The organism is Streptomyces sp. NPDC059008 (assembly GCF_042749045.1).
Classification (GTDB): domain Bacteria; phylum Actinomycetota; class Actinomycetes; order Streptomycetales; family Streptomycetaceae; genus Streptomyces.
In genome coordinates, this window is sequence record NZ_JBHYJC010000040.1 from 32,492 (window position 1) to 55,705 (window position 23,214).

General features: G+C 73.9%; 22 protein-coding genes. 16 read left to right on the forward strand and 6 right to left on the reverse strand.

The features are described from left to right. The coding region (locus ACFWZH_RS31490; RefSeq protein WP_384438915.1) for a chaplin at positions 1-766 on the forward strand (766 nt) is incomplete at its 5' end. Between the two features lie 173 nt (positions 767-939). Here ACFWZH_RS31490 and ACFWZH_RS31495 read toward each other — a convergent pair. Beyond that, positions 940-1,128: a DUF5703 family protein gene (locus ACFWZH_RS31495; RefSeq protein ID WP_030416245.1), complete on the reverse strand. Its 189-nt coding sequence runs from the start codon at positions 1,126-1,128 to the stop codon at positions 940-942. A 47-nt stretch (positions 1,129-1,175) separates the two neighbouring features. Between ACFWZH_RS31495 and ACFWZH_RS31500 the strand changes: the two genes are divergently transcribed. Continuing rightward, positions 1,176-1,850, forward strand: a complete 675-nt coding sequence (locus tag ACFWZH_RS31500) for a hypothetical protein (protein WP_384438918.1) — start codon at positions 1,176-1,178, stop codon at positions 1,848-1,850. 128 nt (positions 1,851-1,978) lie between these two features. On the opposite strand, the gene ACFWZH_RS31505 is transcribed toward ACFWZH_RS31500, so the two are convergent. After that, the gene (locus ACFWZH_RS31505) at positions 1,979-4,378 is read right to left on the reverse strand and encodes a helix-hairpin-helix domain-containing protein (RefSeq protein WP_384438921.1); all 2,400 of its coding nucleotides are present in this window, start codon (positions 4,376-4,378) and stop codon (positions 1,979-1,981) included. Beyond that, the gene (locus ACFWZH_RS31510) at positions 4,375-5,358 is read right to left on the reverse strand and encodes an aldo/keto reductase (RefSeq protein ID WP_384438924.1); all 984 of its coding nucleotides are present in this window, start codon (positions 5,356-5,358) and stop codon (positions 4,375-4,377) included. The genes ACFWZH_RS31505 and ACFWZH_RS31510 overlap by 4 nt, the downstream gene beginning before the upstream one ends. Positions 5,359-5,484: 126 nt before the next feature. Between ACFWZH_RS31510 and ACFWZH_RS31515 the strand changes: the two genes are divergently transcribed. Further along, positions 5,485-6,540, forward strand: coding sequence for an LLM class F420-dependent oxidoreductase (locus ACFWZH_RS31515; RefSeq protein WP_384438927.1), 1,056 nt, complete (start codon positions 5,485-5,487; stop codon positions 6,538-6,540). Positions 6,541-6,793: 253 nt separating this feature from the next. Beyond that, positions 6,794-7,582 (forward strand): ferritin-like domain-containing protein, encoded by a 789-nt coding sequence (locus tag ACFWZH_RS31520; protein ID WP_384438930.1) that lies wholly within the window; start codon positions 6,794-6,796, stop codon positions 7,580-7,582. A 51-nt stretch (positions 7,583-7,633) separates the two neighbouring features. Here the strand turns inward: ACFWZH_RS31520 and corA are convergent, their stop codons facing one another. Beyond that, the gene (corA, locus tag ACFWZH_RS31525; RefSeq protein ID WP_384438933.1) at positions 7,634-8,629 is read right to left on the reverse strand and encodes a magnesium/cobalt transporter CorA; all 996 of its coding nucleotides are present in this window, start codon (positions 8,627-8,629) and stop codon (positions 7,634-7,636) included. A 59-nt stretch (positions 8,630-8,688) separates the two neighbouring features. Between corA and ACFWZH_RS31530 the strand changes: the two genes are divergently transcribed. From ACFWZH_RS31530 to mshC, 4 genes are all read left to right on the forward strand, one after another. Beyond that, complete coding sequence (locus ACFWZH_RS31530; protein WP_384438936.1) at positions 8,689-9,384, forward strand: histidine phosphatase family protein; 696 nt, start codon at positions 8,689-8,691, stop codon at positions 9,382-9,384. A 109-nt stretch (positions 9,385-9,493) separates the two neighbouring features. Further along, entirely contained in the window at positions 9,494-10,084 is a 591-nt protein-coding gene (locus ACFWZH_RS31535) for a DUF3090 domain-containing protein (protein WP_384438939.1), read from the forward strand. After that, positions 10,048-10,950 (forward strand): SCO1664 family protein, encoded by a 903-nt coding sequence (locus ACFWZH_RS31540; protein ID WP_384438943.1) that lies wholly within the window; start codon positions 10,048-10,050, stop codon positions 10,948-10,950. Before ACFWZH_RS31535 ends, ACFWZH_RS31540 begins: the two co-directional genes overlap by 37 nt. 111 nt (positions 10,951-11,061) lie before the next feature. Beyond that, on the forward strand, positions 11,062-12,291 hold the full coding sequence (gene mshC, locus ACFWZH_RS31545; RefSeq protein WP_384438946.1) for a cysteine--1-D-myo-inosityl 2-amino-2-deoxy-alpha-D-glucopyranoside ligase: 1,230 nt from the start codon (positions 11,062-11,064) through the stop codon (positions 12,289-12,291). Positions 12,292-12,396: 105 nt separating this feature from the next. On the opposite strand, the gene ACFWZH_RS31550 is transcribed toward mshC, so the two are convergent. Further along, positions 12,397-13,485 (reverse strand): PAC2 family protein, encoded by a 1,089-nt coding sequence (locus ACFWZH_RS31550; protein WP_384438949.1) that lies wholly within the window; start codon positions 13,483-13,485, stop codon positions 12,397-12,399. A gap of 262 nt (positions 13,486-13,747) precedes the next feature. On the opposite strand from ACFWZH_RS31550, the gene ACFWZH_RS31555 reads away from it, so the two are divergent. From ACFWZH_RS31555 to ACFWZH_RS31590, 8 genes are all read left to right on the forward strand, one after another. Then, complete coding sequence (locus ACFWZH_RS31555; protein ID WP_384439002.1) at positions 13,748-15,109, forward strand: enolase C-terminal domain-like protein; 1,362 nt, start codon at positions 13,748-13,750, stop codon at positions 15,107-15,109. A gap of 74 nt (positions 15,110-15,183) precedes the next feature. Next, positions 15,184-15,933 (forward strand): SDR family NAD(P)-dependent oxidoreductase, encoded by a 750-nt coding sequence (locus tag ACFWZH_RS31560; protein ID WP_384439005.1) that lies wholly within the window; start codon positions 15,184-15,186, stop codon positions 15,931-15,933. 64 nt (positions 15,934-15,997) lie between these two features. Continuing rightward, positions 15,998-17,029: a sugar ABC transporter substrate-binding protein gene (locus ACFWZH_RS31565; protein ID WP_384438952.1), complete on the forward strand. Its 1,032-nt coding sequence runs from the start codon at positions 15,998-16,000 to the stop codon at positions 17,027-17,029. Then, positions 17,029-18,609, forward strand: coding sequence for a sugar ABC transporter ATP-binding protein (locus ACFWZH_RS31570; protein ID WP_384438955.1), 1,581 nt, complete (start codon positions 17,029-17,031; stop codon positions 18,607-18,609). Before ACFWZH_RS31565 ends, ACFWZH_RS31570 begins: the two co-directional genes overlap by 1 nt. Then, the gene (locus ACFWZH_RS31575; protein ID WP_384438958.1) at positions 18,606-19,640 is read left to right on the forward strand and encodes an ABC transporter permease; all 1,035 of its coding nucleotides are present in this window, start codon (positions 18,606-18,608) and stop codon (positions 19,638-19,640) included. The genes ACFWZH_RS31570 and ACFWZH_RS31575 overlap by 4 nt, the downstream gene beginning before the upstream one ends. Before the next feature lie 14 nt (positions 19,641-19,654). Then, the gene (locus ACFWZH_RS31580; RefSeq protein WP_384438961.1) at positions 19,655-20,656 is read left to right on the forward strand and encodes an aldo/keto reductase; all 1,002 of its coding nucleotides are present in this window, start codon (positions 19,655-19,657) and stop codon (positions 20,654-20,656) included. A 24-nt stretch (positions 20,657-20,680) separates the two neighbouring features. Beyond that, positions 20,681-21,514: an amidohydrolase family protein gene (locus tag ACFWZH_RS31585; RefSeq protein WP_384438964.1), complete on the forward strand. Its 834-nt coding sequence runs from the start codon at positions 20,681-20,683 to the stop codon at positions 21,512-21,514. Positions 21,515-21,717: 203 nt separating this feature from the next. Continuing rightward, the gene (locus ACFWZH_RS31590; protein WP_384439008.1) at positions 21,718-22,509 is read left to right on the forward strand and encodes an SDR family oxidoreductase; all 792 of its coding nucleotides are present in this window, start codon (positions 21,718-21,720) and stop codon (positions 22,507-22,509) included. 33 nt (positions 22,510-22,542) lie between these two features. Here ACFWZH_RS31590 and ACFWZH_RS31595 read toward each other — a convergent pair whose 3' ends face one another. Beyond that, complete coding sequence (locus ACFWZH_RS31595) at positions 22,543-23,214, reverse strand: FadR/GntR family transcriptional regulator (RefSeq protein WP_384438967.1); 672 nt, start codon at positions 23,212-23,214, stop codon at positions 22,543-22,545.

The window sequence follows — 23,214 nt, forward strand, 5'->3', positions numbered from 1 at the left end:
TTCGCCTGGTGTCGCTTCCGGGAACAATGTGCAGGCGCCGGTCGATGTGCCGGTGAACGTCTGTGGCAACTCCGTCGATGTCGTCGGGGTGCTCAATCCCACGTTCGGCAACGACTGTGCCAACGGCGGTGGGGGGAAGCATGGTCACCACCAGGGTGGGGGTCATGGTCACGGTGGGGCGAGCGCGCACGGCAAGGCGTCTGATTCGCCTGGTGTCGCTTCCGGGAACAATGTGCAGGCGCCGGTCGATGTGCCGGTGAACGTCTGTGGCAACTCCGTCGATGTCGTCGGGGTGCTCAACCCCACGTTCGGCAACGACTGCGCCAACGAGTCGCCGCAGGGGCCGCACCACCCGGGCAAGCCCCATCACCCTGGTAAGCCCGACCACCCGGGTAAGCCCGACCAGCCGGGCAAGCCGCACCACCCGGGTAAGCCCCACCACCCCGGCAAGCCCCACCATCCCGGGAACCCGGGCCAGGAGAAGCCGGGCCACTCGCACCACCCGGACCACCCGGGCAAGCCCGAGCGCCCGGGGAACGGGCATCGCCCCGAGGCGCCGCACCATGGCGGCCAGGCGACCCCTCAGGGGCCGGGAGCGGGGCCGCAGACGGCATCGCACGGCCTGACCGTGACGCCCCCGCGGTCCACCGAGCAGCAGCTCGCGCACACCGGCGCCGGGGCGATGGGCTACGCGGCGCCGGCCGCCGCGGGGCTGTTGCTGGGGGGTGCGGTGCTGTACCGCAAGGCACGGAGGAGCGCGCCCTGATGATCGCCCGCGGACGGCGCCGCGTGCGGGAGCGCGCGCTTCGGTGATCGTCCGCGGACGGTGCCGGGCGTGTACCGTCCGCCGCTGACCGGCTGCGGACAGTGCCGAGACGCACACGGAGCGGGCCCCGTCGGGACGGGGCCCGCTCTGCCGTCGTCACGGATCGATGGAGATCACCACGTGGCGCGGAGCTGGCGGATGATCCGGCGGCGCAACCGCACCTTGCGGCTGCCGTCCGGATTCAGGCGCAGTCGGTCCAACTCCCAGTGCCCGTACTCGGCATGGTCGGTCAGCAGGCGTGTGGTGGCCTTCCGGGAGACTCCCCGGGGCACATACACATCGCAGAATTCGTATTCCGGCATCGCATCTATTGTGCGGGACCGGCCCCGGTACGGATAGCGTCTGCACTATGTCTGATGCTGCGCAGCCTTCCGCTGCCGAGGTACGTGCCGCCGCCGAGGCGGTAAAAGCCGCGCTGGACCGTCACCTCGACGCGGTGGAACGCCGCTCGGGGCAGGACGATCCGGCTGTCTACGCCGCGTTCGACGAGCTCGCCGCGGCGGCTGAGGTCTACGACGAGCTGCTGTACGACACCTACGACGAGGTCACGCCCTTCGAGATCCCCGGGAACGACGCGCTGCCCGCCTACGCGGGCCCGGAGGAGCCGAGCGCGCTGAGCGTGCTGATCCGGCGCGACTACACGGTCGCCGCACCGCAGCGGCTGCTGCACCAGGCACAGCGCGTCGCCGATCTCGATCCGGACGCCGCCGACGACACCGGGGCCAAGGGCGCCGATGCCGCCGCGGTCGTCGGCAGCAGCGTGCACGCGGCGCTCGGCGTGCTGTTCGGGGAGTTCGAACCGGACGAGATCGCCTCCCGGCACAAGGAGTTCGGCCTGGAGGAGGGCGACTCCACGCTGTGGGTGGCGGCCGCCGACGATCCGGCCGAGCCGGGGGAGTGGCTGTCCGCGCCGTTCGACCAGGCCGATCCCCAGCGGGTGGTGTGCCGCTTCGACGTCAGCGCCGTCTTCGACGAGGAACTGGGCGACGACGACCTGCTGGAGCCGCTGGACCACGAAGGGTGAGGGACGCCGGGGCCGCACCGGGCCCCGCCTGCGCGGCTCCCTGATCCGTGTACGCCGCCGCCCCGGACCGTCGGAGGATTCCGAACGGTCCGGGGCGGCGATGTGTGCGGGGGTGCCGCTGCCGGAGCTCAGTCGGCCGCCGGCGCGTCCTCGGCGGTCTGCACGCTGTGCAGCTGGAGCAGCGCGCGCAGCCGGGTGGTGCGCTCCTTGACGGGGACCTCGGCGACCGCGCGCGGCAGGGCCTGGTCGGCGCCCTGCACGACCGACAGATGCCGCTCGCCGCGGCTGAAGGCGGTGTAGACCCAGGCCCGGGTCAGTCCGGCGGCCGCGTCACCGGGCAGCACGACCACCGCGGCCGGCCAGCGCGTCCCGGCCGCCTGATGGGCGGTGAGCGCCCAGCCGTGCCGTACGGCTCCGGCGCCGACCTGCTCGCGCGGTACGACGACCGCGTGGCCCGCGCAGTCCAGATGCAGGCCGGCGGCGTCCGCGCCGGTGACCGTGCCGGCGACCGTACGGCCGGGCGCGGGGGCGTAGGCCACGCGGTCGCCGGGGTCGAAACCGCCGAACCGGCCGGGGCCGGGATTGAGCCGTTCCTTGAGGGCGGTGTTCAACGCGCGGGTGCCGGCCGCTCCGCCGTGGCCGACCGTGATGACCTGGGTCTGCTCCGCGGGGACACCGAGCGCTCTGGGGACGGAGTCGGCGACCAGCTGGACCGTGCGGTGCACCGCCTCGCCGGCGTCCCGCACCGGGACGATCACCACCTCCTTGCCGGGCGCCTCCACCTGGCTCAGTTCGCCGATGCCGATGCCCGAGACCAGCTCGCCGATCGGGCCGAAGTCCGGTGTACGGGAGGCGACCTGGGGACAGAAGCGGGCCGCGAGGAGGTCGGCGAAGAGGCGTCCGGGGCCGGCGGACCACAGGACGCCGGGGTCGCCGCTGAGGACCAGCCGGGTGCCGTCGGCCAGCGACTCGACCAGCAGCGCCGCGGTCTCCAGATCCAGCTGCGGGGCGTCCAGCACGACCAGCAGGTCGAGCGCGAGGGCGCCGTCCGCGTCCCGGCCCGGGCCCTGCTGCCCGGACAGCAGACCGGACACGGTCACCGCCGCCGTGTCAGGGGCCGCGGAGCCGGTGGCTTGCGGCGCGCTCTCGGCGAGGTGGGCGGAGAGCCGCCGGCGGCCGTCCTCGGTGTGGGCGGCGCCGAAGGCCCGCAGGCCCAGCGAGCGGGCCGCGGCGATCAGCGCGGCGGGCTCGGCGCGGGCGGCCTCCGCGCCGGTGTGTGCCACCAGGCCGCTGTGCGCGGCGGCGCGGATCAGCTCCGCGGCCGACGGCGAGGGGGCGGCGGTCGCCGCGGCCTCCCAGGCCGCGGGGGAGGGGCGGACCGGCGCCGCCTCCTCGTCGTCGGCCACCGAATCCTCGGCGGCGCTGCCCGCTGGCTCGTCCGTGCCCAGGTCGCCGGCCTCGGCGTCCGCCTCGCCGTCGGTGGGTCCGTCGCCGTCCTCGTCCGGCCCGGCCGCCGGATCCCGCCGCGGGTCGGGGGCCGGTTCGAAGGTGTTGAGCAGCCGCGCCAGGCCGTCGGCGACGCTCTCCTCGGCCATGGCGAAGCGGTCCAGGCCCAGCAGGATCCGGACCGGCTGCTCCGCCTCCTCCTCGTCGTCGGCCGGCGCGGGCCGCGCCCGGCCCGGCTCCTCGACGGCGTCCTGGAAGACCAGCACCGCCCCCTCCGCGATGGCGGTCTGCAGGGCGTCATCGGGGTCGGGCACCGAGCGTTGGGCGAGCGCCGCCCGCAGTGCGGACGCCTCCAGGGCGGAGTGCCCCGCGAGGGCGGCCTGCTCCAGCAGCCAGCCGACCAGCGCCTGTGCGCGCCGCTCGTCGCCGGGCCCGGCGGCGCCGCCGAGCAGCGCCCGTGCGAAGCCGTCGGCCTGCTCGGGGCGCACCCCCGGCACGCCGAGCAGCTGCCAGGGGTCCTCGCTCAGCGCCTCGGCGGCCCGCTCGCCGAGCACTTCGGCGGCCTTCTCCGCCAGCGCCTCCGGGGCACCGCCCGCCGCGAGGACCTGCCGTACGCCGTCCAGGCCGGGGGCGGGGGGAGCGACGGGACGGGGCGCGGGCGCGGGAGCGGCGGGCGTCGGGCCGCCGGCGGCGGGCGCGCCGGCGTCCCCGAGGGGAGGACGAGCCGGGGCCGCGGGGTCCTGTGCGGTGCGCTGGCGCGCCACCTCCGGGGCCGGGCCCGCCGGGCCGGTCTGCGGGGCCGGGCCGCCGGGGGCCGGAGCGCCCGGGGCCGGAGCGGCGGGGGGCGCGGCCGGCGCGGGCCGCGGGGAGGTGAAGAACGAGGCGGCCGAGCGCTCGCCGCTCTCCACGGCCCGCACCGCCGCCGCCAGTGCCGCCGCGGTCGCCTTGCCCGACCCGGCCGCCGGGGCCTGCCGCGCCGCTTCGCCCGGCGCCGCCGCGTCGTCGGCCTTGCGGGCGTCCGCGGTCCCGGCCGCGCCCTCCTGCTCGGGCGGGGTTTCGCCGGCGAGGCGGTCGGTGCTCACAGCGTGCTCCAGTCGTGGTCGGGGTAGTGGTGCACCGGAGCCGACACATCGTCCAGCGCCCGGCGGATCTCGTCAGGAAGACTAAGGGTCTCCACTGACAATGCCGCTCTGAGCTGCTGCGCTGTGCGGGCGCCCAGGACCGGCGCGGTCACGCCGGGGCGGTCGCGGACCCAGGAGAGCGCGACCTGGAGGGGGGTGACGGCCAGTCCGTCGGCGGCGGTCGTCACCGCGTCGACGACCCGGCCGGCCGTCTCGTCCAGATAGGGCGCGACGAACGCCGCCAGATGCTCCGAGGCGCCGCGCGAGTCGGCCGGGGTGGCATGGCGGTACTTGGCGGTCAGCACGCCCCTGCCGAGCGGCGAGGACGGAAGGACGCCGATGCCCAGGTCCAGCGCCGCCGGCAGCACCTCGCGCTCGATGCCGCGCTGCAGGAGGGAGTACTCCATCTGCGTGCCGGCCAGGCGGTTGCGTATGCCGGGCGCCGCGAGCTGCCAGGTGGCGGCCTTGGCGAGCTGCCAGCCGGAGAAGTTCGACAGCCCCACATAGCGCGCCCGGCCGCTGGAGACGGCGAGGTCGAGGGCCTGGAGGGTCTCCTCCAACGGCGTGTGCGGGTCGAACGCGTGCAGCTGCCACAGGTCGACGTAGTCGGTGCCCAGCCGCTCCAGAGAGGCGTCGAGGGCGGCGAGGAGGTGGCGCCGGGAGCCGTCGACCCGGCGGTGGGCCTCGCGGACGCTGCCCGCCTTGGTGGCGATCACCAGGTCCGCGCGCGGAACGAGCCCCTCCGTCAGCCGGCCCAGGAGGTGTTCGGCGCCTCCGTCGGCGTAGATGTCGGCGGTGTCCACGAGGGTGCCGCCGGCCTCCCAGAACGCCTTGAGCTGCTCGGCGGCTTCCTGCTCGTCCGTGTCGCGGGCCCAGTTCAGGGTGCCGAGCCCGAGTCGCGACACGCGAAGGCCCGTTCGGCCGAGGTGCCTTTGCTCCATGGGCCTGAGATTACTGGCCATGGCTCAGGATCAGGGGACCTGTGGACAACCCGCCGATGACGCTCGGCGGCGGTGCGCGCTACAGTCCCCGCAACAGCGACGTTACTGATCGGTAAGGGGAGCGGCATGAGGCTTGGCATCAACCTCGGCTACTGGGGCGCCGGGATGGACTCCGACAATCTCGCGGTGGCGCAGGAGGCCGACCGCCTCGGCTACTCCGTCTGCTGGGCCGCCGAGGCCTACGGCTCCGACGCCGCCACCGTGCTCTCCTGGGTCGCCGCCCAGACCGAGCGGATCGACATCGGCTCGGCGATCTTCCAGATCCCGGCGCGCACGCCCGCGATGACCGCCATGACGGCCGCCACCCTGGACTCGCTCTCCGGCGGCCGGTTCCGGCTCGGCCTCGGTGTCTCGGGCCCGCAGGTCTCCGAGGGCTGGTACGGCGTGAAGTTCGACAAGCCGCTGGCGCGCACCCGCGAGTACGTGGACATCGTCCGCAAGGCCATGTCGCGCGAGCGGCTCTCCTACGAGGGCGAGCACTGGACGCTGCCGCTGCCCGACGGCCCCGGCAAGCCGCTCAAGCTCACGGTGCACCCGCAGCGCGAGCACATCCCGCTCTACATCGCCGCGATCGGCCCGAAGAACCTGGAGCAGACCGGTGAGATCGCCGACGGCGCGCTGCTGATCTTCCCGTCCGCCGAGCACCTGGAGGAGACCGCGATCGCCCCCCTCCGGGCCGGCCGCGAGAAGGCGGGCCGGACGCTGGAGGGCTTCGACGTCTGCCCGACACTCCCCCTGGCCGTGGGCGCGGACGGCGACGTCGGCGCGCTGGCCGACATGTTCCGCCCGTACACCGCCCTGTACGTCGGCGGCATGGGCAGCCGCCGGCAGAACTTCTACAACAAGCTCGCCCAGCGCATGGGCTACGAGAAGGAAGCCGCCGAGATCCAGGACAAGTACCTGTCCGGTGACAAGGAAGGCGCCGCCGCCGCGATCCCGGAGCGGCTGATCGACCAGACCACGCTGCTCGGCTCCGTCGAGCGGATCGCCGACCGCATGCAGGCCTACGCGGCGGCCGGCGTGACCACCCTGACGCTGGCCCCGGCCGGCTTCGGCCTGGAGGACCGGCTGGCCTCGCTGCGGGCCGGGGTCGAGGCCCTGGAGCGCGCCGGCCTGGCGTAGGCGGCCCGGCACGCGGCGGGCCCGGCGCCAGGAGCGCCGGGCCCGCGAACCCTGCGGCCGTGGTGGGGGCTCGGGGGATCTTCCCCGCCACGGCCGTCGTGCTGCACAACGCGGCGACCGGCACGCTGGTTACGCCCCCGCCGCCGGGCGGGCGTCATCCGAACGGCCCAATGGGCGCCCATTCGGGTTGCCACGCCCGGAACACCCGACTTGACTGTTTCTTTATGGGTGTGTCCATGCGGAGGTGGCGCTGATGTTCTCGGCCCGAAGCCTGTTCCAGGAGATCGTCGACAACGACGACACCTACCGGCTGTTCTGTTCCATAGCGGCGAGCGGTGAGGCCCAGGGCGGCTGGGAGAACGGCCGGATCGCCGCGCTGCTGCCCGCGTCGATGCGCGAGCTGGCACCCAAGGTCACCCGGCACGGCGCCGACGAGGACAAGCACGGCCGGATCTTCCTCGCCCTGCTGCACAAGCGCGGCCTGACCCCCACCGAGGTCCCCGAGGAGACCGACTACACGATGCTGCTGGAGCGGCGGGGCATCGGCCTGGCGCACGACAAGCTGCGCCGCGACGAGCCGCTCGGCGAGTTCGACGTCATCACCTACCTCTCGCACAGCCGGGTCACCGAGCAGCGCGCCGCCGACCAGATGGAGATGCTCACCAAGTACTTCGGCGACCACCCCGAGGTGGGCAGGGCGATCCGGATGATCTCCCACGACGAGGACAACCACCTCGCCTACTGCCACGAGGAGCTGCTCCGGCTGGCGCACGCCGGGCACGGCCGGACCATCCAGCGGACCCTGCACGAATGCGCCCGTGCCGAGATCCTGGTCTACCGGGACGTCAGCCTGGCCGTGATGGACCACATGGGCCGCCTCCTGGGCTGGCCGAAGAAGAAGTCCGCCACGCTCGCGGCCGGCATCCAGGCGATGTACGGCTATGAGCGGCTGGGCGGCTGGCGGCGGATGGTCACCCTGCAGATGCCCGAGCGGCGCAACGCGCTGGGCGGACCGGCCGGCTCCGCACCCGAGTTCGCCTAGGCCCTGACCCATCGGACAGGCCCTGGGCACGACCCACCGGGACCGCGGGCCTCACAGCCAGCCGCGGCGTTTGAACAGCCGGTAGAGCGACACCTCGATGAGGGCCATCAGCCCGAGGATCGCCGGATAGCCCAGATGCCAGCGCAGCTCCGGCATGTTGTCGAAGTTCATGCCGTAGATCCCGGCGATCAGGGTGGGCACGGCCGCCAGCGCCGCCCAGGACGAGATCTTGCGCATGTCGTCGTTCTGCCGTACGCCCATCTGCGCCAGATGGGCGGCGAGGATGTCCGAGAGCAGCCGGTCCAGGGCCTCCACCGACTCGTTGGCGCGGGTGAGGTGGTCGTCGACGTCGCGGAAGAACGGCCGGGCGTGGTCGTGCACGAACGGCACCCCGGGGTTCTGCAGGCGGGTCATCGGTTCCGCCAACGGACCGGTCGCCCGCCGGAATTCGAGCACCTCGCGCTTGAAGGAGTAGATCTGGGCGGCGGTGTTGCGGGTGTCCCGGCCGCGCACCGGAGCGAACACCTCCGCCTCCAACTCCTCCATGTCCACCTGTAGTTCGCCGGCGACCTCGATGTAGTGGTCGACCACCGCGTCGCTGACCGCGTACAGCACCGCCCCCGGGCCGTGCCGCAGGATCTCGGGGTGGTCCTCCAGCCGGCGCCGCACCGCCGCCAGGGGACTGGCCCGGCCGTGCCGGACGGTGACGACGAACGAGTCGCCCACGAAGACCATCAGCTCGGAGGAGGTCACCGTGTCGGCCTCGACGTCGTAGGTGATGGGCTTGAGCACCACGAACAGCGAGTCGTCGTAGACCTCCAGCTTCGGCCGCTGATGCGCGTGCAGCGCGTCCTCGACCGCCAGCGGGTGCAGCGCGAACTCGGAGCTGACGAGGGCGAACTCCTCCTCCGTGGGCTCGTACATCCCCAGCCACAGGAAGGAGCGGCCCTCGGCCCGTGCCGACGCCAGGGCACCGGAGAAGTCGGCCGCGCAGTCGGTGCGGCGGCCCTCCCGGTAGATGGCGCAGTCCACGATCACACCTGGCATTCTCGCGCGTACCGCGGCCGCCTGCCAGAAAGGCGCCGCCGGAACGTAGGCTGGCGGTCATGCCCACGCTGATCCTGGTGCGGCACGGCCGCTCCACCGCCAACACCGCCGGAGTGCTCGCCGGACGCTCGCCCGGCGTCGCCCTCGACGAGCACGGCGCCGCCCAGTCCGCCGCGCTGCCCGCCCGCCTGGCGCAGGTGCCGCTGACCGCCGTCGTCTCCAGCCCGCTGCAACGCTGCCGGGAGACCGTGGCGCCGCTGCTGGACGCCCGGCCCTGGCTCACACTGCACATCGAGGACCGGATCAGCGAATGCGACTACGGCGACTGGTCGGGCCGCAAACTCGCCGAGCTCGGTGACGAGCCGCTGATGGAGGTCGTCCAGCAGCACCCCTCCGCGGCAGCCTTCCCCGGCGGTGAGTCGATGCGGGCCATGCAGGCCCGCGCCGTGGACGCGGTGCACGACTGGAATGCCCGCATCGAACAGGCCCACGGCCCCGAGGCGACCTACGCCATGTGCTCGCACGGCGACATCATCAAGGCCCTGGTCGCCGACGCGCTGGGCCTGCACCTCGACCTCTTCCAGCGGGTCTCGGTCGAGCCCTGCTCGGTCACCGTGATCCGCTACACCCGGCTGCGCCCCTACCTGGTGCGGCTCGGTGACACCGGCGACTTCGGATCGCTCGCCCCTCGGGAGGACGGCGCCGCCGCGGCCGACCGGGACGGGGCCGTCGGCGGTGGTGCGGGCGCAGCGTGATCAGTCGGCGCAGTAGGGTGGTGCGACGGCGCTGCCCGCCACGCCCCTGCGGTCCGCAGGACGTGCAGCGACCGCAGTGACCCCGCAGTCGAGCAATCGGAGCAGGACGTTGTCCCGTCAGGTGTTCTTCTACGACTCGCCGGACCGCTTCGTGGCCGGCACGGTCGGGCTGCCTGGCCGCCGTAGCTTCTACCTCCAGGCCACCGCGGCCGGCCGTACCACCAGCGTCGCCCTGGAGAAGACGCAGGTCGCAGCGCTCGCCGAGCGGATCGACGAGCTGCTGGACGAGGTCGTGCGGCGCAGCGGCGGCAACGCCCCGGTCCCCGCCGTCTCGCCCACCGAACTGGCCGACACCGCCCCGCTGGAGACGCCCGTCGAGGAGGAGTTCCGGGTCGGGACGATGGCGCTGGCCTGGGACGGCGAGGACGAGCGGATGATCGTCGAGGCGCAGGCCCTGGTCGAGCTGGACGCCGACAGCGAGGAGGACCTCGCCGACGCCGAGGAGCGACTGCTCCAGGACGACGAGAACGGCCCGCCGATGCTGCGGGTGCGCCTCACCGGAACCATGGCCAGGGCATTCGCCAAGCGGGCGCTGGAAGTCGTCAACGCCGGCCGCCCGCCGTGCCCGCTGTGCAGCCTGCCGCTCGACCCGGAGGGACACGTATGTCCGCGCCAGAACGGATACCGACGGGACGCCTGAGCGGCGTGGCGCCCACCGTGGAGGGGGCCGGGCCGCCGCCGGGCCCCGCGGGTCCGACGGACGCGCAGACGGCGGCGCGGACGCTGCTCCTCGAAGGGGAGCTGACCGTCCGCGGCCGTATCCAGGAGGCGTCCAACGCCGTGCTCTACTGCACGGTCGCGCACGACGGCCGCAGCTCCGCCTGCGTCTACAAGCCGGTCGCCGGCGAGCGGCCGCTGTGGGACTTCCCCGACGGCACCCTCGCCCAGCGCGAGGTCGCGGCCTACGAGGTCTCCCGTGCCTGCGGCTGGGACCTGATCCCGCCGACGGTGCTGCGCGAGGGCCCGTACGGCACCGGCATGGTCCAGGAGTGGATCGACCCGCCGGAGAGCAGCGACGAGGTGCCCGAGCTGCTGGCGCTGGTCGAGGGCGAGGAGCCGGGCCCCGGCTGGAAGGCCGTCGGCTTCGCCCAGCTCGGCGAGGGCCGCACCGCGCTGCTGGTGCACGCCGACCATCCGCGGCTGCGGCGGCTCGCGGTGCTCGACGCGGTGATCAACAACGGCGACCGCAAGGGCGGCCACCTGCTGCCCGGCGCCGACGGACGGTTCTTCGCCATCGACCACGGTGTGACGTTCAACGCCGAGGGCAAGCTGCGCACGCTGCTGTGGGGCTGGGCGGGGGAGCCGCTGACCGACGAGGCCATGGGGGTCCTCCGGGGGCTCCACGAGGCCCTGGAGGAGGCGGCGCCGCTCGCCGCCCGACTGGCCGAACTGATCACGGATGCCGAGATCGAGGCGTTGCGGGCGCGGGTGGCCGGGCTGCTGAGCAGCGGCCGGCACCCCGAACCGAGCGGCGAGTGGCCCGCCATCCCCTGGCCGCCGGTCTGATCGGCCGCGGCGCGCGCTCTGCACGCCGCGCCGTCAAAAGCAAGAGCGCCTTTCCGGCCAAGACCGCGGTCCGGTTCGTATGCGGAACATCCGTCCGGTTACGCTCAAGGCATGCATGCATGGCCCGCTTCTGAGGTCCCCGCCCTGCCTGGTCAGGGCCGCGACCTGAGGATCCACGACTCCGCGACCGGCGGCCGGGTGACCCTCGACCCCGGTCCCGTCGCCCGTATCTATGTCTGCGGCATCACGCCGTACGACGCCACCCACATGGGGCACGCGGCGACCTACAACGCGTTCGACCTGGTTCAGCGCGTGTGGCTCGACACGAAGCGCCAAGTGCACTACGTGCAGAACGTCACCGACGTCGACGACCCGCTGCTGGAGCGGGCCGAGAAGACCGGCGACGACTGGACCGCGCTCGCCGAGCGCGAGACCGCCCTGTTCCGCGAGGACATGACGGCCCTGCGGATGCTGCCGCCGCGCCACTACATAGGCGCCGTCGAGGCGATACCCGGCATCGTCCCGCTGGTGGAGCGGCTGCGCGACGCCGGCGCCGCCTACGAGCTGGAGGGCGACATCTACTTCTCCGTCGCCTCCGACCCGCACTTCGGCGAGGTCTCCGGCCTGGACGCCGAGGCGATGCGGCTGCTGTCCGCCGAGCGCGGCGGCGACCCGGAGCGGGAGGGCAAGAAGAACCCGCTCGACCCGATGCTGTGGATGGCCGCCCGCGACGGCGAGCCGAGCTGGGACGGCGGCTCGCTGGGCCGCGGTCGGCCCGGCTGGCACATCGAGTGCGTCGCCATCGCCCTGGACCACCTCGGCATGGGCTTCGACGTGCAGGGCGGCGGGTCCGACCTCGCCTTCCCGCACCACGAGATGGGCGCCTCGCACGCCCAGGCGCTCACCGGCGAGCACCCGTTCGCCAAGGCGTATGTGCACGCCGGGATGGTGGCCCTGAACGGCGAGAAGATGTCCAAGTCCAAGGGCAACCTGGTCTTCGTCTCCAAGGTGCGCCGCGACGGCATCGACCCGGCCGCGATCCGCCTGGCGCTGCTCGCCCACCACTACCGCGCCGACTGGGAGTGGACCGACGCCGTGCTGGAGGAGGCGGCGGACCGACTGGCGCGTTGGCGCGCCGCGGTCTCCCGCCCTGACGGCCCGTCCGCCGACGCCCTCCTGGAGGAGATCCGCACGGCGCTCGCCGACGACCTGGACTCCCCGGCCGCCCTCGCCGCCGTGGACCGCTGGGCCGCCGCCCAGCAGGCCGACGGCGGTACCGACGAGGGCGCACCCGGCCTCGTCTCGCGTGCGGTCGACGCGCTCCTCGGTGTGGCGCTGTGACGGCCACTGGCTGACTTCCGTCCTCAGGGGCGCTTTCGCCGGCCGGCGAAAGCGCCCCTTTCCCGTGGCCGCACGGCGCGGGACGCCGGGGCCCGGGCCGCGGCGTCAGCGGCCGCCGTCCTCCGGGCCGTCCTCCGGCTTCCTGCCGTCGGCGGAGTCCGCGTCGGTGGTGGGGCCGGGCGTGCCCGGGGACCCCTTGTCGCTGCCGGAGTCCTTCGGCTCCCGCGGCTCCTTGGACACCGGCCGCGCAGGCCGGGTGCGTCCGCTGGTGGTGTCGCGGAGGTAGGAGCTGTCGCGGCTGTCGGTGAGCCCGCCCTCGGACGCCACGCCGGGGCCGGGCTGCGGGTCGCGGCGGCGCAGATAGCGCTCGAACTCGCGGGCGATGGCCTCGCCGGACGCCTCCGGCAGATCCGCCGTGTCCCGGGCCTCCTCCAGCGACTGGACGTACTCGGCGACCTCGCTGTCCTCGGCCGCCAGTTGGTCCACGCCCAGCTGCCAGGCGCGCGCGTCCTCGCTCAGCTCGCCGAGCGGGATGCTGATGTCCAGCAGATCCTCCAGGCGGTTGAGCAGGGCGAGGCTGGCCTTGGGGTTGGGCGGCTGGGAGACGTAGTGCGGCACCGCGGCCCACAGGCTCACCGCGGGGACGCCCGCGTGGGTGCACGCCTCCTGAAGGATGCCGACGATGCCCGTCGGGCCTTCGTAGCGCGACTCCTCCAGGTCCAGCCGGCGCGCGAGGTCGGCGTCGGAGGTGACCCCGCTGACCGGCACCGGGCGGGTGTGCGGGGTGTCGCCGAGCAGTGAGCCCAGCACCACCAGCATCTCCACGCCCAACTCATGGGCGAAACCGAGGATTTCGTTGCAGAACGAGCGCCAGCGCATGCTGGGCTCGATCCCGCGGACCAGGACCAGATCGCGCGCCCGCCCCTTGCCGTTCGCATCGCCGACGCGGACGACGGAGAGCCGGGTCGTCGGCCAGGTGATCTTGCGTACCCCGCCGTCCAGGAAGACGGTGGGGCGGTTCACCTGGAAGTCGTAGTAGTCCTCGGCGTCCAGTGCGGCGAAGACCTCTCCCTTCCACTCCCGGTCCAGATGTGCGACCGCGGCGGAGGCGGCGTCGCCGGCGTCGTTCCAGCCTTCGAACGCGGCCACCATGACCGGGTCGATCAGCTCGGGCACCCCCTCGAGCTCGATCACCCAGCGCCTCCTTCCGACCGGTTGGGCCGTGTGGGGGCGGCCGCCGGCAGCAGTTCCATTGCGTGCGCCACCAAGACTACGGCGTGTGTGGTGCCCCTCCGCAGCCCCTCTGCAGGAACGGGTGCTGATTCATCCGACCTGTCACCAGCGTCGTTCGCTCAACTTCCGTACGGGGTCTGGACGTGGTCTCGCGGGCGGGTCTATACATCGGATGACCGAGAAAGGTCCGATGTTCTTCCGCAACATCTCAGGGGGCATGCGCATGGCCGTGACCGACACCGTCACCGCGCTGGAGGTCCATGACGTCCGCTTCCCCACCTCGGAGCAGCTCGACGGCTCGGACGCCATGAACCCCGACCCCGACTACTCCGCCGCCTACGTGGTCCTGCACACCGCTGGCGGACCACCGGGGCACGGCCTCTGCTTCACCATCGGGCGCGGCAACGAGGTCATGGCCGCCGCGATCCGGTCGCTGGCGCCGTACGTCGTCGGCCGCCGAGCACCCGCCACCGCCGCCGGCCTCGCCGCCCTGCACCACGACCTCACCCACGACTCGCAGCTGCGCTGGCTCGGCCCCGACAAGGGCGTGATGCAGATGGCGGCCGGCGCCGTGGTCAACGCCGCCTGGGACCTGGCCGCCGGCCGGGCGGGCCTGCCGGTGTGGGAGTACCTCGCCGGACTGACCCCCGAAGAGCTGGTCGCGCTCGTCGACTTCCGCTACCTCTCCGACGCCCTGACGCCCGACGAGGCACTGGCCATCCTGCGGGCCGCCGCACCCGGCCGCGCCGAGCGCGCCGCCCGCCTCAAGGCCGAGGGCTACCCCGCGTACACCACCTCGCCCGGCTGGCTCGGCTACGACGACACCAAGCTGGTACGGCTCGCCAAGGAGGCGGTGGCCGACGGCTTCGGCCAGATCAAGCTGAAGGTCGGCGCCGACCTCGACGACGACAAACGGCGGATGCGGCTGGCCAGGGACGCCGTCGGCCCCGGCGTACGGATCGCGGTCGACGCCAACCAGCGCTGGGACGTGGCCGAGGCGGTCCGCTGGATGACCGCCCTCGCGCCGTACACCCCGCACTGGATCGAGGAGCCGACCAGCCCGGACGACGTGCTGGGGCACGCCGCGGTGCGCTCCGGGCAGCCCGTGAAGGTCGCCACCGGTGAACACGTCGCCAACCGGGTGGTCTTCAAGCAGCTGCTGCAGGCCGGCGCCGTGGACTTCGTCCAGATCGACGCGGCGCGGGTGGCCGGGGTCAACGAGAACCTCGCGATCCTGCTGCTGGCCGCGAAGTACGGCGTGCCGGTCTGCCCGCACGCGGGCGGGGTGGGCCTGTGCGAGCTGGTGCAGCATCTGGCGATGTTCGACTACGTGGCGGTCTCGGGGAGTTGGGAGGACCGGGTGATCGAGTACGTCGACCATCTGCACGACCACTTCACCGACCCGGTCGTCCTCGACCGCGGCCGCTACCGCGCCCCGACCGCGCCCGGCTTCTCGGCCCGGATGAAGCCCGGCTCGCTCGCCGCCCACCGCTACCCCGACGGGCCCGTATGGCGCGCCCGCCGGCGAGGCAGCGACCGGCACGGGCCGTATCCGCACCACGGCGAACAGGAGGTCTCCGTATGAGCGAACGCGGCGAACCGCGTTCCGGCACCGGTGCGGCGGCGCGCACCGACTCCTCGCCGGCCGACTTCGAGGGCATGGCCGCCCTCGTCACCGGCGGTGGCTCCGGCATCGGGGCCGCGACCGCCACCCTGCTGCTGGCGCGCGGCGCCAGGGTCGCGGTGCTGGACCTGGACCCGGCCGGGGCGCCCGCCGGGACGGTCCCCGTCACGGCCGACGTCACCTCCGACGCCGCCGTACGGGCCGCCGTCGAGGAGGCCGTGGGGCGACTGGGCACCCTGGACACCCTGGTCGGCAACGCGGGCATCGGCGCCGTCGGCACCGTCGAGGACAATGACGACGCGCAGTGGAGCCGGGTCCTGGACGTGAACGTGCTGGGCCTGGTGCGCACCGCGCGGGCCGCACTGCCGTATCTGCGCCGCAGCGCCGCCGCGGCCCCCGGCCGGGCCTCCATCACCCACACCTGCTCCATCGCCGCCACCGCGGGCCTGCCACAGCGCGCCCTGTACAGCGCCAGCAAGGGCGCGGTGCTGTCGCTGACCCTCGCGATGGCCGCCGACCACGTCCGCGAGGGCATCCGCGTCAACTGCGTCAACCCGGGCACCGCCGACACCCCGTGGGTCGGCCGGCTGCTGGACCAGGCCGCCGACCCGGTCGCCGAACGCGCCGCCCTGAACGCCCGCCAGCCCATGGGCCGCATGGTCACCGCCGACGAAGTCGCCGCCGCCATCGCCTCCTTGGCCTCCCCGGCTGCCTCCGGCATCACCGGGACCGCCCTCGCCGTGGACGGGGGGATGCAGGGGCTGCGGCTGCGGCCCGCCACCTGACACCGGCTCGTCGACCCGCACCCCTGGGCGGGGGACCTTGCACACCACGACCGAGGGACCACCCATGAGACTGCGTACGACCGGCGCGGCGGCCTGTGCCGCGCTGCTCGCCACCGCCGCACTCGCCGGCTGCAACCGCGGCGGGGACACCGCGGGCGGCCGGATCGGCATCGACCTGCCCCGCACGGACACCGACTTCTGGAACTCCTACCAGCAGTACCTCGAAAAGGACCTGGACCACGGCGGCCCGGCCGCGCTGCCGTTGTCCAACTCGCAGAACGACATCGCCAAGGTCGTCTCCAACGTCCGGGCGCTGACCGACCAGGGGGCCAAGGCGATCGTGATGGCCCCGCAGGACACCGGCGCCATCGCCGCCGAACTGCGGCGCCTGGAGGAGAAGAAGATCCCCGTGGTGAGCGTGGACACCCGGCCGGACGAGGGCAGGGTCTACATGGTCGTCCGCGCCGACAACCGCGCCTACGGCCAGAAGTCCTGCGAGTACCTCGGCAGGCGGCTCGGCGGCCGGGGCCGGGTCGCCGAACTCCAGGGCGACCTCAGCTCCGTCAACGGGCGGGACCGCTCCGCGGCCTTCGCGTCCTGTATGAAGCGGAGGTTCCCGAAGATCACCGTGCACGAGCTGGCCACCGACTGGAAGGGCGAGGTCGCCTCCGCCAAGCTGCAGGGCCTGCTCGCCCAGCACCCCGACATCGACGGCATCTACCTGCAGGCCGGCGGCGCCTTCCTACGCCCGACCCTCGCGCTGCTGGAGCAGAAGAAGCGCCTGAAGCCGGCCGGCACCGACGGGCACCTCACCATCGTCTCCAACGACGGCATCCCGGACGAGCTGGACGCGATCCGCGCCGGCACGATCGACGCCACCCTCTCCCAGCCCGCCGACCTCTACGCCAAGTACGCGCTGTACTACGCCAGGGCCGGGCTGCGCGGAAAGACCTTCACGCCCGGACCGACCGACCACGGCTCCACCATCGTGAAGATCGACAACGGTCTGGAGGACCAGCTGCCGGCACCCCTGGTCACCAAGGCCAATGTCGACGACAAGAAGCTGTGGGCCAATCAGCCGAAGAAGAACACCTAGTGGCCGCCGCGACCCACGACCGGACGGCCGCGGCCGCCGTGCACGCCGAGGGCATCGTCAAGCGCTACGGTCCCACCGTCGCCCTCGACGGCGCCCGCCTGACCGTACGGCCCGGCGAGGCGCACGCCCTCGTCGGCCGCAACGGCGCCGGCAAGTCCACCCTGGTGTCCGTGCTGACCGGTATGCAGCGCCCGGACGCCGGCCGCGTCACCTTCGGCGGGGAGCCGGCGCCCGGCTGGGGCGACACCGCCGCCTGGCGGCGCAAGGTCGCCTGCGTCTACCAGAAGTCGATGACCGTGCCGGACCTGACCGTCGCGGAGAACCTCTACCTGGGCCGCTACCAGGGCCGGCGGGTCATCCGCTGGCGGGCGCTGCGCGAGCGGGCCGGCCGGCTGCTCGCCGAATACGGCGTCGAGGCCGATCCGGCCGCCCGGATCCGGGAACTCGGCGTCGAACAGCGGCAGTTCGTGGAGATCGCCCGCGCGCTGTCCTTCGGCGCCCGGCTGATCGTCCTCGACGAACCCACCGCCCGCCTCGACGCCGGCGGCATCGACCGCCTCTTCGGCAAGCTGCGCTCCCTGCGCGCCCAGGGGGTGGCCTTCGTGTTCATCTCGCACCATCTGCAGGAGGTCTACGAGCTGTGCGACACGGTCACCGTCTTCCGTGACGCCCGGCATGTGCTGACCGCGCCCGTCCGGCACCTGGCGAAGGACCAACTGGTGGCCGCGATGACGGGGGAGGCCGCGGGGACGGCGCACCGGCCGCGGACGACCGGGCGCCGTGCCGGAGAGCCGGTGCTGCGCACCGAAGGGCTCGCGCTGGACGGGCACTTCGCGCCGCTGGACCTGACCGTACGGGCCGGTGAGGTGGTCGGGCTCGCGGGCGCCGCGGCCAGCGGGAACACCGCGATCGGCGAGGCCCTGGCCGGGCTGCGCGCCCCGGACGCGGGCCGGATCGCGGTGCGCGGACGCCCGGTCCGCACCGGCAGCGTGCCGCACGCCCTCGACGCGGGCATCGGCTACGTCCCCGAGGACCGGCACCGCCAGGGGCTCGTCCCCGGGCGCAGCGTCGCCGAGAACGCCACCCTGACCGTCGCCGGCCGGCTGGGCCCGATGGGGACCGTACTGCCCTCCAGGACCCGGGAGTTCGCCCGCCGGATGATCACCTCGCTGGACATCAGGACGACCGGACCCGGCCAGCTGGTGTCCGGGCTCTCCGGCGGCAATCAGCAGAAGGTCGTGATCGCCCGCGCGCTGGCCCGCGACCCGGCGGTGCTGGTCGCCGTCCGGCCCACCAACGGGGTGGACGTCAGGTCCAAGGACGCGCTGCTGGGCGTCGTACGTCAGGTCGCGGACGGCGGCAGCGGCGCCCTGCTCGTCTCCGACGAGCTGGACGATCTGCGGGTCTGCGACCGGGTGCTGGCCGTCTTCCACGGCCGGGTGACCGCCGAGTTCGGCCGCGGCTGGCACGACCGGGAACTGGTCGCCGCCATGGAGGGCGTGGGCGGCGAGGGCGGCCGGCGGACCACCGGGGACGGCACCCAGGAGACCACCCAGGACACGGAAGGGACCGCACCATGACCGAGACCGCCTCGCCACCGGCCGGCGACGTGGTGGACACCCCGCCGGTGCGCCGCCGGCCCCGGATCGATCCGGCCCGCTGGCGGGACTTCTCCCTGGTGCCGGTGATCCTCGTGCTGGGCGTCATCGGCTTCGTTCTCTCGCCGGCGTTCCTGACCCGGGACAACCTCGTCGGCGTCGTCCAGCAGTCCACGGAGCTGGGCCTGCTGGTGCTCGGCGAGGCGCTCGTCCTGATCAGCGGGCGGATGGACCTGTCGCTGGAGTCCACCATCGGCCTGGCGCCGGTGCTCGCGCTGTGGCTGGTGATGCCCGCGCACGGCGCCCGGTTCGCCGGGCTGGAGCTGCTCCCCGGCTGGACGGCGATCCCGCTGTGCCTGGCCGTGGGCGCGGCGGTCGGCGCCGCCAACGGCTTCCTCGTCCTGACCCTCCGGGTCAACGGATTCATCGCCACCCTCGGCATGCTCACCATGCTGCGCGGCCTGCACGTGGGCATCTCCGAGGGCCGGTCCATCGGCGACGTCCCGGAGTCCTTCGCCTACCTGGGCAAGGCCGACTGGCTGGGCGTGCCGGCCGCCGTCTGGATCTGCCTGGCCCTCTTCGCGCTCGGCGGCGCGGCCCTGGGCTACCTCCGGCACGGCCGGGCGCTGTACGCGATCGGCGGCAACCCGGAGGCGGCCCGCGCGGCAGGCGTACGGGTGGACCGGACCACCTGGATCGTGCTGGTCGTCGCCGGGGTGCTCGCCGCCTTCGCCGGCATCCTCTACACCGGGCACTACGGCGCGGTCTCCGCGAGCCAGGGCAACGGCTGGATCTTCCAGGTGTTCGCCGCCGCGGTGATCGGCGGCATCGGCCTCAGGGGCGGCCGGGGCACCCTCTTCGGCGCGCTCACCGGTGTCCTGACCCTGCAACTCGTCATCAACGTCATGACGCTGGGCGGCGTGCCCCCGCTGTGGACCCAGTTCCTCAACGGCCTGATCATCATCGTCGCGCTGGTCATCTCCCGCTTCACCAGCGGCGAGAAGCAGGACTGAGGGGCGACGCCGCCATGCGCCGTCCGCCGTACGGGCCCAGGGAGCTGGGCCGCTCCGGTGTCCGCGTCCCGCCCCTGGGACTGGGCTGCGCACCGCTCGGCAACCTCTACCGCGCCCTGACGGAGGAGCAGGCCCAGGGCGTCGTACGCACCGCCCTCGCCGCCGGCGCCCGCTACTTCGACACCGCACCCCACTACGGCCTCGGCCTGTCCGAGGAGCGGCTCGGCCGGGCCCTACGGGGCCACGACCGCGCCACGTACACCCTCTCCACCAAGGTCGGCCGCAGGCTGCGGGCGCTCGCGCCGGGCGAGCAGACGGCCGGCGAGGGCTTCGTGGACACCCCCGCCCGGGCCCGCGTACGGGACTTCACCCGGGACGGCATCCGGGCCACGCTGGAGGCGTCCCTGGAGCGCCTCGGCGTGGACGCCGTCGACATCGTCTACCTCCACGATGTCGAGGACCATCTGCGCGAGGTGTACGAGACCGGCTTCCCGGCCCTGGCCGAGCTGCGCGCGCAGGGGATCGTGCGCGCCATCGGATTCGGCATGAACCACAGCGGTGTGCTGGCCCGACTGGTCGCCGACCTCGACGTGGACGTGGTGCTCTGCGCCGGCCGCTGGACGCTGCTGGAGCGCACCGCCTTCGACGACCTGCTGCCGGTGTGCGCACGGCGCGGCACCTCGGTGGTCGTCGGCGGCGTCTACAACTCCGGCCTGCTCGCCGACCCGTCACCCGGCGCGCCGTACGACTACGCCCCCGCGCCCGCCGGGCTGCTCGACCGGGCGCGTCGACTCGCCGCGGTCTGCGAGCGGTTCGGGGTACCGCTGAAGGCCGCCGCGCTCCGCTTCCCCTTCGGCCACCGGGCCGTGGCCGCGGCCGTCGTCGGCGCCGCCACACCCCGGGAGACGGCCGAGAACGCCGTCCTGTTCACCCGGGACATCCCCGACGAGCTGTGGCATACGCTCGTCGCCCGCGGCCTGCTCGACCCCGATCTGCCGCTGCCCCTGAACGAGTGACGCCGACCCGGGAGCGCGCCCCTGATGCGTATCGACGCCCATCACCACCTGTGGGACCTGACCCGGCGCGCGCAGCCGTGGATGGACGGGCCCTGGGCCGACCCGATCCGCCGCAGCTACGCACTGGGCGACCTCACCCCGCATCTGACCGAGCACGGCGTCGGCGGCACCATCCTGGTCCAGTCGTCGTCCTCGTACGAGGAGACCGCCGAACTCCTCGCCGTCGGGGCGGAGCAAGGGCCGGTGGCGGGCGTCGTCGGCTGGGCCGATCTGACCGATCCGGCGCTCGGCGAGGTCCTCGCGGCGCCGCCCGCCGGTCTGGTCGGCATCCGCCACCAGGTCCAGGACGAACCGGACCCCGACTGGCTCGTCCGCCCCGACGTGCTGCGCGGCCTGGGCGTGCTGGCCGACGCCGGACTCGTCTACGACCTGCTGGTCACCCCGCGCGAGATGCCGGCCGCGCACACCGCCGTACGCGCGCTGCCGCAGCTGTCCTTCGTCCTGGACCATGCCGCCAAACCGGCGGTGGCGCGGGGGGAGTGGGAGCCGTGGGCGGCCGCGATCACCGCGCTGGCCGGGCTGCCGAACGTCAGCTGCAAACTGTCCGGGCTGGTCACCGAGGCCGACTGGGACGGCTGGCGACCGCAGCAGATCCTGCCCTACGCCCGGCATGTGCTGGAGGCGTTCGGCCCCGACCGGGTGATGTTCGGCTCCGACTGGCCGGTCTGCACCCTGGCCGCCGGCTACGAGGACGTCGTCGCGCTCGCGGAGTCGGCCACCTGCCGGCTCGGCGCGGCGGAGCGCTCGGCCGTCTTCGGGGGGACGGCGGGGCGGGTGTACGGGGTCGCGGTGGCATAGCCGCGGGGGAGGGGCGGTACCTCGCCCGGGGCGCGGCCGCAGGGTGCCGCGGGCCGTCGTGTCGCCGTCCGGATTCCGCCGGCTTCGGAGCCGGCCGCGCCGCAGGATCGAGTCGTACCGGAGAGCGCGGCGCCGCGAAGGACCTACGGGTCCACGGGCGCCGGCGACTCCACCGACCGAGACGAAGGCGACGGGTGACGACGATGACGGCACAGGTGCGGGCGCAGACGATGACCGCGGCGGCGCGGGGCGGCAGCCGGCCGCTCAGCGGCAAGGTGGCGCTGGTGACCGGCGGCAGCCGGGGGATCGGCGAGGCGATCGCGCTGCGGCTGGCCGCCGACGGAGCGGCCGTGGCCCTGACCTACCAGAGCCGGGCGGACCGGGCCGAGCAGGTCGTCAAGGAGATCGAGCGGTCCGGCGGGCGGGCCTGGGCGGTACGGGCCGACAGCGGTGAGGCGGAGGAGGTGTGGGCCTCGGTGGCCGGCGCCGTCGAGCGGTTCGGGCGGCTGGACATCCTGGTGAACAACGCGGGGGTCGGTGTGCTCGGGCCGTTCGAGGGGATCTCGCTGGAGGACGTCGACCGGGTGCTGCGCACCAACGTCCGGGCGCCGTTCCTCGCGGCGCAGGCCGCGGCCGCGCATCTGGCCGAGGGCGGCCGGATCATCTCCATCGGCAGCTGCATGGCGGAGCGGGTCGCCTTCCCCGGCGGCACCCTCTACGCCACCAGCAAGGCCGCGCTCACCGGCCTGACCAAGACCCTGGCCAAGGAGCTCGGCCCGAGGGGCATCACCGCCAACCTCGTCCACCCCGGTCCCATCGACACCGACATGAACCCGGCCGACGGCGACAGCGCGGAGCTGCAGGCCTCACTGACCGCGCTGGGCGCGTACGGCCGGGCCGAGGACGTCGCGGCGACCGTGGCCCACCTGGCGGGCGACGGCGGGCGCTACATCACGGGTGCCTCGATCGCGGTGGACGGGGGATTCGCGGTCTGACGCGGGCCGCGCGGGCCGGGCTCCCGGCCCGCGTCACAGGGACGCCCGCAGCCACTGCTCCACGCTGGCGATGTGCACCGTGGCCCAGGCCCGCGCCGCCTCGGCGTCCCGGTCGCGCAGCGCGGCGAGGATCGCGCGGTGTTCGGTGAGGGTGCGGGCCACCGCGTCCTTCTGGGTCAGCCCGCGCCAGATCCTGGCCCGGGTGGTGGGCCCGGACAGCCCGTCCAGCAGCGAGCAGAGCACGGAGTTGCCGGACGCCGCGACGATCCCGCGGTGGAACTCCAGATCGCAGGCGACCAGGTCCTCGACCGAAGGGTCCGGCCCCAGCGCGTCCAACTGGGCCTGGAGCACGTCCAGTTCCTCCGTCGTGATCCGGCCGGCCGCCATCGCCGTGGCGGCCGGCTCCAGGATCCGGCGGACGGCGAGGAACTCCAGCACCGTGTCGTCGCGGTGGAAGTCCACCACGAAACTCATCGCCTCCAGCAGGAGTTGCGGATCGAGGCTGGTGACGTAGGTGCCGTCGCCCTGGCGTACGTCCAGGATGCGGATCAGGGAGAGCGCGCGCACCGCCTCGCGCAGCGAGTTGCGGGACAGGCCGAGCTCGGCCGCCAGCTCGCTCTCCTTCGGCAGCCGGTCGCCGGGCCGCAGCGCGCCGGAGACGATCATTCCCTTGATCTTCTCGATGGCCTCGTCGGTGACCGCCAT